7 protein-coding genes are annotated in these 10,979 nt (G+C 72.8%); 6 read left to right on the top strand and 1 reads right to left on the bottom strand.

Going from position 1 to position 10,979, the window contains the following annotated elements; all coding sequences use genetic code 11:
• The 6 genes from ACZ5GP_RS24580 to ACZ5GP_RS24605 all read left to right on the top strand — a co-directional run.
• Window positions 1-5,698 (top strand): serine hydrolase domain-containing protein (locus ACZ5GP_RS24580; RefSeq protein ID WP_468752884.1); only part of this gene is annotated, 5,698 nt, incomplete at its 5' end.
• A complete protein-coding gene (locus tag ACZ5GP_RS24585) occupies window positions 5,691-6,947 on the top strand; it encodes an MFS transporter (RefSeq protein ID WP_468752885.1) in 1,257 nt (418 codons plus the stop codon). The genes ACZ5GP_RS24580 and ACZ5GP_RS24585, both read left to right, overlap by 8 nt.
• 38 nt (window positions 6,948-6,985) lie before the next feature.
• On the top strand, window positions 6,986-8,245 hold the full coding sequence (locus ACZ5GP_RS24590; protein ID WP_468752886.1) for a MalY/PatB family protein: 1,260 nt from the start codon (window positions 6,986-6,988) through the stop codon (window positions 8,243-8,245).
• Between the two features lie 104 nt (window positions 8,246-8,349).
• Window positions 8,350-8,568, top strand: coding sequence for an MbtH family protein (locus tag ACZ5GP_RS24595; RefSeq protein ID WP_468752887.1), 219 nt, complete (start codon window positions 8,350-8,352; stop codon window positions 8,566-8,568).
• Window positions 8,569-8,659: 91 nt separating this feature from the next.
• On the top strand, window positions 8,660-9,778 hold the full coding sequence (locus ACZ5GP_RS24600) for a hypothetical protein (protein WP_468752888.1): 1,119 nt from the start codon (window positions 8,660-8,662) through the stop codon (window positions 9,776-9,778).
• A gap of 1 nt (window position 9,779) precedes the next feature.
• Complete coding sequence (locus ACZ5GP_RS24605) at window positions 9,780-10,361, top strand: hypothetical protein (protein WP_468752889.1); 582 nt, start codon at window positions 9,780-9,782, stop codon at window positions 10,359-10,361.
• Between the two features lie 8 nt (window positions 10,362-10,369).
• On the opposite strand, the gene ACZ5GP_RS24610 is transcribed toward ACZ5GP_RS24605, so the two are convergent.
• The gene (locus ACZ5GP_RS24610; RefSeq protein WP_468752890.1) at window positions 10,370-10,864 is read right to left on the bottom strand and encodes a hypothetical protein; all 495 of its coding nucleotides are present in this window, start codon (window positions 10,862-10,864) and stop codon (window positions 10,370-10,372) included.
• Window positions 10,865-10,979 lie beyond the last annotated feature (115 nt).

Genomic DNA, 10,979 nt, shown 5'->3' on the forward strand with positions numbered 1-10,979 from the left:
CTTCGAACACCGCACCATCCACCACCTCGCCACACACACCACACCCACCACCGAAGAAACCGGCTTCACCCCCGTCACACCCTTCGCACTGATCACCGAAACCGACCGGGCCACCCTCCCCACCGACGCCGTCGACGCCTACCCGCTCTCCCAAATCCAGACCGGCATGCTCGTCGAAATGCTGGCCGACCCGGACCGGAACACGTACCACAGCGTCAACTCCTTCGGGATCCCGGACGACCGGGAGTTCGACGGTGCCGCTCTGCGCCGTGCGGTCGACGTCGTCGCCGCTCGGCACGAGACACTGCGCACCTCGATCCACCTGACCGGTTACAGCCAGCCCCTCCAGATCGTCCACGCCACCGCGGAGATCCCACTCGCCATGCACGACCTGCGCGGGCAGGACACCGAGCAGACGGCCGCGGCCGGGCTGGCGTTCGTGGAGGACGAGAGGGAGCGGCTGTTCGAGCTGGCCGAGGCGCCGTTGGTGCGGATCAACGTGCATCTCGAGGCGGCCGCCTGGCGGCTGACGTTCACGCACTGCAACGCGATCACCGAGGGGTGGAGCTACCACTCCCTCCTGATGGAGATCCTCGTCGCCTACCGCGCCCTCCGCGACGGAGAGGCGCTACCGGCCTACGAGATACCGGAGGTCCGCTACGCCGACTACATCGCCGCCGAGCTGGACTCCCTGAACGATCCCGAGGAGCAGCGGTACTGGCAGGACGTCACCGACACCCACGTCCCGATGGCCATCCCGGAGAGCTGGGGCGACCCGGACGGTCCGGTGGAGCGCTACCGGCGCCGAGTGCAATTCGGTGATCTGGAGGAGCCGCTGCGGCGGCTGGCCGGGCAGGCCGGTGCCTCGCTGAAGAGCGTGCTGCTGGCCGCGCATCTGAAGGTGATGAGCGCGCTCACCACCGAGGACGCCTTCCACGCCGGGCTGGTCTGCCACGGCCGGCTGGAGGAACCGGGTGCGGACCGGGTGCTGGGCATGCACCTCAACACGCTGCCGTTCCCGCACAGCGGTACGCCCGCGACGTGGGTGGAACTGGTCGGGCAGACCTATGCGCGGGAAACGGAGGTCTGGGCCCATCGACGCCATCCGTTGCCCGCCATCCAGAGCGCCGCGGGCGTCACCGGGCGGCTGGTCTCGGTGATGATCGAGTTCCACGACTTCCACCAGATGGACGGGGAACTGGTCGACGCCACCGCCGAACGCAACTCGGTGGCCACCGACTTCGCCTTCCATGTGATCGCCACCAAGGACTCCTTCAACATCCTCAGCGGCACGGACACGGTGAGCCACTACCACGCCGAGCGGCTGTGCGGCATGTACCGGCGGGTCCTGGAGGACATGGCGGCCGACCCGGACGGTTCGGCCCGGCGCGGGGTGCTGCCGGAGGCCGAGGAGGCTCGGGTGCTGGCGGCCGGGCACGGCGGCCAGGTGCCCGAACCCGTCACCCGGACGGTGCACGGGGCCTTCGCCGAGCGGGTGGCGCGGCACCCGGACAAGCTCGCGGTGGTCGCGGGCGCCGAGCGGCTCTCGTACCGTGAACTGAACGAGCGGGCCAACCGGATCGCCCACCATCTGCGGTCGCTCGGTGCCGGACCCGACTCGCTGGTGGGACTGTGCCTGGAGCGCGGGCCGATGCTCCTGCCCGCGCTGCTGGGCATCCTCAAGTCCGGGGCGGCGTACGTCTCGCTGGATCCGGCCAATCCCATGGGGCGGCTGACCCGGATTCTCGCCGACACCGAGGCGCCCCTGGTGGTCACCTCGTCGGCCTACGCGGACGCGCTCGCCGCCGGGCGCGACGGTGAGGGGGACGGCGGGTACGGCGGGGAACTGGTCGTGCTGGACCGGGCGTCGGACCGCGCGGCGATCGCGTCACGGCCGGTCGCGGACCCGGTGGAGCGCACCTCGCCCGACAACCTGGCGTACGTGCTGTACACCTCGGGGTCCACGGGCGTGCCGAAGGGCGTCGGGCTGACCCATGCCAACGTGTTGCGGCTGTTCCGCACCGACGAGCGGGAGTTCTCCTTCCTGGAGTCGGACGTGTGGGCGATGTTCCACTCGTACGCCTTCGACACCTCGGTGTGGGAGATGTGGGGCGCGCTGCTGCACGGTGGTCGTCTGGTGGTGGTGCCCCCGGAGACGGCCCGCTCGCCCGAGGACCTGCTGGACCTGTTGGTGGCCGAGCGGATCGGTGTGCTGTGCCAGACGCCGACCGCGTTCCGCGGGCTGGCCGCGCTGGCCGGTGACGACCGGGTGGGACGCCTGGCGCTGCGGGCCGTGGTGTTCGCCGGGGAGCGGCTGGACATGTCCGAACTTCTGCCCTGGGCCGAGCGGTTGGGCCTGGAGCGTCCCGCGCTGGTCAACATGTACGGGATCACCGAGACCAGCGTGTACTCGGTCCGGCACCAGCTGGGCGAGCAGGACCTGGGCCGGCCGACGCTGAGCGTCATCGGCACGCCGCTGGGCGACCAGCGCGTGCACGTGCTGGACCGGTACGGCAACCCGGTGCCGGTCGGCGTGCCCGGCGAGATCCATGTCGGCGGTCCGGCGGTGGCCCGCGGCTACCGGGGGCGTGCGGAGCTGACCGCCGAGCGGTTCGTACCGGACCCGTTCGGTCCGGCGGGCGCCCGGCTGTACCGGTCCGGCGACCTGGCCCGGCTACTGCCGGACGGGACACTGGAGTTCCTCGGCCGCATCGACACCCAGGTCAAGATCCGCGGCTACCGCATCGAACCGGGCGAGATCCAGGCCCGGTTGCGCCGGCAGCCGGAGGTGCGGGACGCGGTGGTGCTGGCCCGGGAGGACGTGCCCGGCGACAAGGTCCTGGTCGCCTATGTGGCGGCCGTGGACGGGGTGACTCTGGACCCGGCCCGGCTGCGCGCCGCACTGGCGGCCGAGCTCCCGGCGTACATGCTGCCCAGTGCCTTCGTGCCGATCGACGCGGTGCCGCTGACCCCCAACGGCAAGCTGGACCACCGTGCGCTTCCGGCGCCGGACCGCACCGCCCTGGCGGGTGCGCGCCGGGTCGCGCCACGGACCGACACCGAACGCCGACTGGCCGGGGTGTGGGCCGACGTGCTGCGGCTCGATCCGGGCCTGGTGGGCGCCGACGACAACTTCTTCGAGTTGGGAGGCGACTCGATCCGCGCGGTACGGCTGCTGACGGCGGCCCGCCAAGCGGGTCTGGATCTGTCGCTGTGGATGCTGTACCGGACACGGACGTTGGCCGAGCTGGCCGGCGTGGTCTCCTCCGACGCCCCGACGACCGACGGCCTGCCGCTGGCCCCGGCGCAGCTGACGGCCCTCGAAGGCACCCCGACGACCGAGTCGGTGCGGTTGCCGTTGAGCCGCCGGCCGGACACCGCTCTGTTGGAGCGGGCACTGCACGCGGTGGTCGCCCGCCATCAGGCGCTGCGGCTGCGACTGCCGCAGGACGGCGGTGTGACGGCGGCGGTCGCCGCGGCCGAGTCCGCCGTGCTGCTGCGAGTGGTGGAGTTGGACGAGGTCCCGGCAGATGACCGGTCGGCGGCGGTCGCGGCGGCCGTCGCCGCGGACGCGGCCGCGGTCGACCCGGTGCACGGGCCGGTGCTGCGGGCCTCGCTGTGCGACTTCGGCGGGGCGAGCCTGCTGAACGCCGAGTTGCTGCCGGAGCTGTGGATCAGTGTGCACGAGCTGGCCGTGGACGAGGCGTCCTGGGCCATCCTGGTGGACGACCTGAACCTGGCGTACCAGCAGCTGAGCGCCGGCGAGCCGGTGGAGTTGCCGCCCGTCGCACTCGAACTGTCGGTGTTGACCGCCGAGTTGGCCGAGATGGCCACCTCGGAGGCGCCGGCCGCGCAGGCGCAGGCCTGGCTCGGCCGGCAGCCCGGCCGACCGCTGCCGGTGGACCACGCGGACGGCGACAACACCTTCGGTTCCGCGCGTACGGCCACGCTGGCGCTGCCCGCCCGGCTCACCGAGGCGCTGCTGGACGCGGCCGAGCCGGAGGCACTGTTGCTGACCGCGCTGGGCCGGGCCCTCGCCGACTGGAGCGGTGACGACCGGATCGGCGTGGAACTCACGGCGGACCCCCGGGAGTCGGCGGACGGCTCGCAGACGATGGGACTGCTGACCGACCGGTGCCCGGTGGTTCTGTGGCTGCCGGAGAACCGGCCCGGGCCGGCCCGGCTCCGCTCGGTGGTGCGCCAGTTGAGCGCGCTGCCCGAGCCCCGGTACGGCTACGGCCTGCTGCGCCACGGCGCCGACGAGGAGCTGGCACAAGACCTCGCCTTGTTGCCGCGCCCCGAGACCGGTTTCACCTGCCGTCTCACGGAGGCGGCCGCGGACACCCGGGCGACGCCCCTCGTCTTCGTACCGCAGTTCGTGGAGCCGGTCCGGCCGGCCGCGGCCAGGCGGCCCCGGTTGTTCGACGTGGACGCCCGGGTGCACGACGGGCAGCTGTACCTCCGCTGGACGTACAGCACCGCGGTGCACGACGCAGACACTGTCGACGCTCTCGCCGCCCGGCAGCTCGCGGAACTCTCCGCGCTGCTGGAGCTGCCCGCCACCGCGTCCGGCCCGGCGCGCCCGGCCCGTGCCGCCCAGTCGGCGAAGCTGGCCGAGGAGATGTCCCGGCACGCCGTCCCGGGGGCCGCGCTGGCGTTGATCCGGGACGGTGAACTCGCCGAGGTCCACACCCACGGCACCCTCACCGCGGGCGGCACCGAGCCGGTCACCGCGGACACGCTGTTCGCGGCCGGTTCGATCAGCAAGCACGTGACCACGATCGGCGTGCTGAAGCTGGTCGAGCAGGGGGTGCTCGACCTCGACGTGGACGTGGCGCGGTACCTGACCTCCTGGCGACTGCCCGGCGAGCCCGCGCCGCGGGTCACTCTGCGGCACCTGCTGTCGCACTCCGCCGGCTTCGCGGTACAGCCGCCGTTCGCGCGGTACGCGCCGGACCAACCGGTCCCGTCCGTACTGGACATCCTGCACGGCCGCCCGCCGGCCTCCCCGGCCACCTTCGCCCACCCGCCGGGCGAGGTGTTCGCGATGACGGCGCTGAACTTCTCGGTGATCCAGCAGGTGATGTGCGACGTCACCGGAGAGGAGTTCCCGGCGCTGATGCGGCGCCTGGTGCTGGAGCCGCTGGGCATGACGGGCAGCGACTACGATCCTGCCTTCGTGCGTGGCTCGGGCCACCCATACGCCCGGGGGCACGAGGCCGGGGCCGTTCCCGTGCCGGGCGGATACCGGGTGATGCCGGAGCTCGCGGCCGGGTCCCTGTGGAGCACGGCCCCCGACCTGGCCCGGCTGACGGTGGCCGTGCGGCGCTCGTACCTGGGTCTGCCGGACGCCTTCCTGCCACGAGCGCTGGCCCGCGAGATGCTCACCCCGCGGCCGGACCGGCCCTACGGCTGGAGCGTCATCGTCGACGACTCCCGCGCCGATCTGGAGATCGGGCACGGGGGTCAGGCGACCGGCTTCCAGGCCATGTTCGGTCTGCGGGTGCACGCGGGTACGGGTGCGGTACTGCTCACCAACGCCACCGCCGGGCGCGAACTGGTCAGCAGGGTGCTGGCCCGGCTCTGGCCGGCCCCGACCCGGTTCTCGGTCCTGTGGGGCCAGGCCACCGACGCCGCCCGGTCACGGGAGCGGCAGGGCACCGCGGACCCGCGCGCCGGTGAGGTCGACGGTGAGTGAGGTCCACGCGGACCGGCCGGCCGGCCTCGACGAGGGGCCGCCCGCGGCCCCCGAGGTGCCGCTGCGCCGCAACGTCGCGTTCATCCAGCTGTGGGTGGGCGCGGGGATCTCCCGGTTCGCCGCGACCGTCGGGATGACGGCGTATCCGCTGCTGGCCCTGTGGCACACGAACTCCGCCACTCTGACCGGCCTGGTGACCTTCGCAGGGGCGCTGCCGAACTTCCTCGTGCAGCTGCCCGCGGGGGCTCTGGTCGACCGCTGGGACCGCCGCAAGCTGATGCTGTGGTGCGACATCGCGGGAGCGCTGTCCATCGCGGGGGTGGCGGTGGCCGTCCTGTGCGGCCGGGTGTGGATCCCGCAGCTGATGGCCGCCGCGTTCATCGAGGTGACCCGGGGCATCTTCTACGACCTGGCGGAACGGGCCACGGTGCGGGCCGTGGTCCCCGCCGGGCAACTGTCGACGGCGTTGGCGCACAACGAGGCGCGCGGGGCGGCGATCGGGCTGGTGGGCCAGCCCGGCAGCGGTCTGCTGTTCATGGTCGCGCGGTGGCTGCCGTTCGCGTTCACGGCGGTCGCCGACCTGGTGGCGGTGGTGTTCCTGCTGTTCCTGCGCGGCCGTTTCCGGCCGGAGCGGTCCGGGCCGCCGCAGCGCATCGGCACGGAGATCCGGGAGGGTGTCCGCTGGCTGTGGCGGCACCGGGTGGCCCGGCTGCTGGTGGGCACCTTCGCCGGCAGCAACCTGATCTTCCAGATGCTGATGCTGACCGTGATGGTGATCCTGCGCCGGCACGGGGAGTCCACGGCGACGGCCGGTCTGGTCACCGCGGTCGGTGGCACCGGCGGGCTGGTCGGGGCGCTGCTGGCGCCCCGCTGGGCCAAGCGGTTCAGTCTGCGGACCACCTTCGTGGCGGGCCTGACGGCCTGGACGCTGCTGCTGCCGTCTCTGGTGGTGATCCGCCAGCCCGTCGCCCTGGCGGCCGTGCTCGCCGCGATCGGCGTGGTCTCCGGGCTGTTCAACGTGACGGCCTGGACCTACCAAATCCAGCACACCCCCGACGAGCTCCAGGGGCGGGTGAACGGAACAGGCCGCTTCCTCGCCTCGGGCGCCAACTCGCTCGGCGCGCTGCTCGCCGGACGGCTGCTGGACTCGGTGGGCATCACCTGGACCGCGGTCGTCATCAGCGCCCTGATGCTGACGCTCACCACCGCCGTCATCACCCGCTCGGCATGGGCCGAGGCCCATGACTGACGTCGCCAACCGATGCTGCTGCCAAAGGAATTCGGGCCGTGAAACCAGGTAGACCGACCACCGTCAGCCCCCTCGACTCCGTCGCCGGCCCCGGCCCGGCCCTGGCCGCCCTGCGCCGCAGGACCAGCGAGAAGTGGCGCCGTCACGCGCCCGGCGTGCAGCCGGCCCACATCGCGGAGATGGACTTCCCGGTGGCCGAGGAGATCGGCCGGGCGATCGGTCGGCTGGCCGTCGAGGGGGACATGGGCTACGCGTTCTCGTACACCGACGACAGTCCGGCGCAGGCCGCGCTGGCCGGCTGGCTGCTGCGCCGGCACGGCTGGTGGGTGCCGCGCTCGCGGATCCTGTACTACGCCGATGTGATGCGGGTGATGGAGGCCGGCCTGGAGGCCTTCTCCGCGCCCGGTGACGCGGTGGTGGTCGACGTTCCGGCGTACCCGGCGTTCTTCGAGTCGGTGGCCGAGCGGGGGCGGGAGCTGGTGCCCAACCCGATGCTGCTGCGCGAGGGCCGGTGGCGGCTGGACCTGGCGGGCCTGGAGCGGGCGTTCCGCGACGGCGCCCGGGTCTACCTGCTGTGCAATCCGCACAACCCCACCGGAATGGTCTGCACGCCCGCCGAACTGACCGCCGTGGCGCGGCTGGCCAAGGCCCACGGGGTGACCGTGCTCTGCGACGAGGTGCACGGCCCGCTGGTGTTCCCCGGTCGCACCCATACGCCGTTCGCCTCGCTGCCGGCCGCCCAGCAGGTCCGCAGCGTGACCGGCCTGTCGGCCAGCAAGGGCTGGAACATCGCCGGCCTCAAGTGTGCCTTCGGCATTCCGACCGGCCCGGGGACGGCGCAGGCGCTGTTGGCCCAGCCGCCCCGGATGCGGGACGGGGTGGGCGTGTTCGGCGCGGCGGCCAGTGAGGCGGCGTTCACCGCCGGCGGCCGCTGGCTGGAGGAGACGCTGCGCTATTTGGACGGCAACCGCCGATTGCTGACCGAGCTGCTGCGGACCCATGGCCTCGGCGAGGTCGGCTTCCGGCTGCCCGAGGCGACGTACCTCGCCTGGCTGGACTGCCGTCGTACGGCTGACCGACTCGGCGAGGACGATCTGGCACGGCGTGTCCTGCACACCGCCGGGCTGGCCGTCAGCGACGGCCGGGACTACGGCTGTCCCGGCTTCTTGCGGCTCAATCTCGCCACCCCCCGGCTGCTGGTCGAGGAGATGGTGCGGCGGCTGGCGCTCGGCCTGGACGCGCCGGGGCCGTCGGCCGGTCGCGGCTCCGACCTGCTGATCGATATAGGGGCGGTATAGCAGTCCGTCGCACGGTGATCGTGTTCCTCTGCCCGGCCGCACCGTCCCGGCCGCTCGGCCCACCCCTTCCCCACCTTTGCCCTGACCCTTTCCGAGGAGAACAAATGTCTGACACCGCATCGCACGAGCCCGCGTACGTCGTGGTGGTCAACCACGAGGAGCAGTACTCGATCTGGTGGGCCGACCGCGACCTCCCGGACGGCTGGCGCGCCGAGGGCACCCGTGGCACCCGCGAGGAGTGCCTGGCGCACATCCGCGAGGCGTGGACCGACATGCGGCCGCTGAGCCTGCGTACCTGGATGGAGCAGAACGCCGCCGTCTGATCTCTCTCCCCCCACACGCAGGGCCGCTCCCCCCAGCGGCCCTGCGGCGGTTCACCGCCCGCCCACCCGCCAACCCCCGAGGAAGGGACACATGGCCGTGACCACCGAAGCCACCGGGAACGCGCCGCCGGCGCCCGATCGCCCCGGCCCCCCGGCGACCGGTGACACCACCGGGCCCGCCGGCGGCCGCCGTGCCGAACAGATCGGCGGCGTACTGCTGTTGATCAGCATGCTCTCCCAGGGCTTCGGCGTGGTCTGGGACGTGCAGTGGCACAACAACGTCGGCCCGGACACCTTCTTGACCCTGCCGCATCTGCTGATCTATGCCGGTCCCTCGCTCGCCGGGGTGACCAGCGCGGTGGTGGTGTTGCTGCGCACCGGGGCCGAACGCAAAGGGCGGGGCGCCGCGGAAGGCACCTCGGTACGGGTGTTCGGCACCTTCGAGGCCCCTGTCGGGTTCCTGATCGCCGGCGTCGGCGGCGCGATCGACCTGTTCTACGGCATGGCCGACCTGTGGTGGCACACCGAATACGGCTTCGACGTCACCCTCAACTCGCCGCCCCACGTGGGCCTGGCGCTCGGCGGCGTGGCGATCTGCGTCGGCACGATCGTCGCGTTCGCCGACCAGTACCGGGACCTTCCCGGCCGCTGGGGCCTGGTGGTCAGCTCGGCGCTCAGCGTGATCACCGTGGTGTTCGCGCTGTTCTGGGCCCAGCCGTTCGAGGTGTCGCTGACCTTCGTGGCCCTGCTGGTGCTGACCCTGGTCGGCTGCGTGGTCCGGCGGCCCTGGTGGGTCAGCGCGACCGGCCTGGTCTTCCTGGCCATCGTCGGCCTCCAATGGCTGTTCGTGCCGCTCGCCACCCGGTGGTACGCCGACAGCCTCGGCCTGCCGTTCCGGGAAGGGGTGTCCACGGTGCCGCAGATGCCGGCCCTCGACCCGCTGATCCTGCCGGTCATCGCCGTCCTGCTCGACCTGTTCCTGCTGCGTCACCGCCGTGCCGGCACCTCCCCCAAGCGCACCCTGCCCCTGGCGACCGGAGTGCTCGGCGTCCTGATGGCCGCCTGCTACGGCCCGCAGATCCACGACCCGCTCACCCCGAAAGTACTGATCCTGGCCGGGCTGCTGGGTGCGGGCGCGGGCTGGCTCGGCTACCGCTTCTCGTTCCCGCTCCGCAAGCCGGCCGCGGCCCCGACTCCCCCGGAGAGTTGAGATGCCCACCTCCCGCGTCCGCGGCCTCTTCCGCGCTCTCGCCGTCGTCGCCCTGGGCGCCGTGACGGTGCTGGGCACCGTACCCGCCGCGCAGGCGGCCGACTCCCCGGTCCCCGTGGTGCACTCCGAGTACGTCACCGCGGGCCCCTACCGGCTCCAGGTGTCGTTCTCCCAATGGCCGATCGCCGCCGACCGCGGCCTGGACTTCACCTTCCGGCCCACCGACGGAATCACCCGCCACTCCGCGAAACTGGTCATGACCGGCCCGGACGGCGAGGAGTTCTGGCACCGCCGCCCCGAGGACCGCTCACTGAAGACCTACATCCACCAGCGCGACCGCTGGGGCCTGGACACCTACCTCCTGCCCACGCAAGGATCCTGGCGCTTCCACTTCACCGTCGACGGGCCGCGCGGCAGGGGCAAGGGCGACCTGTCCCTCGCCGTCGGCCCGCGCCCCGGCCCGCCCCTGTCGCTGAGCTGGGCGGTCGCGCTGCTGCCGCTGATGGTGGCGGTCCCGCTGTGTGTCTTCCTGTGGTTCCGCGGCCGCCGCAAGCGGCACACCTATCAGTGGGCCTGGGACTGACGTGACGGTCACCGCACGGGCCGGGGAAAGGCCCGTACCGCCAGCACCGCGCAGGACGCCGCGAGAGGCAGTTCGGCGCACACGGCCATCAGCACCGCGGAGATGAGGTCGGCGCCCGGAGCGGCCGTCATGGTGTCGAACCAGGCGTCGACCAGCAGCAGTGTCGCGGTGGCCGCCGCGGTGAGGCCGGCGCGCGGGTCGGCGCGGCGCAGCAGCAGGCCGGTGGAGAGCAGCCCGGCCGCCTGGAGAAGGTCCAGGCCGGTCCAGGCCCAGGCCCAGCGGGCGGACTCGGCGGTGCCCGGCAGCCACGTGTGCAGGACGATCAGCCAGGGCACCATGGCGAGTCCGAGCACGATGAGGCCTGCGGCCGCCCGGTTCCGGGGGGTCGCCGGGGCGGCCGCAGCACCCGGAAGGCGGCGCGGTGTGACACGGGGCGACCCGGCCGTCGCCCGGGCGGAGCCGCATCCGGTCTGCCCGATCGCGGTCGACGGTACGCGCACCATGTCGCCGTGCTCCCTTCCGTGCCCGTCCTTCGAGCACGGAACCAGCATGTCGGGCGGGCGGGCGCGGAACAGTAACGCCCGATGCCGACTTCGGGGTGGTGCCAGCTACACCCCG

It is taken from the genome of Streptomyces sp. NPDC031466 (genome assembly GCF_055581265.1).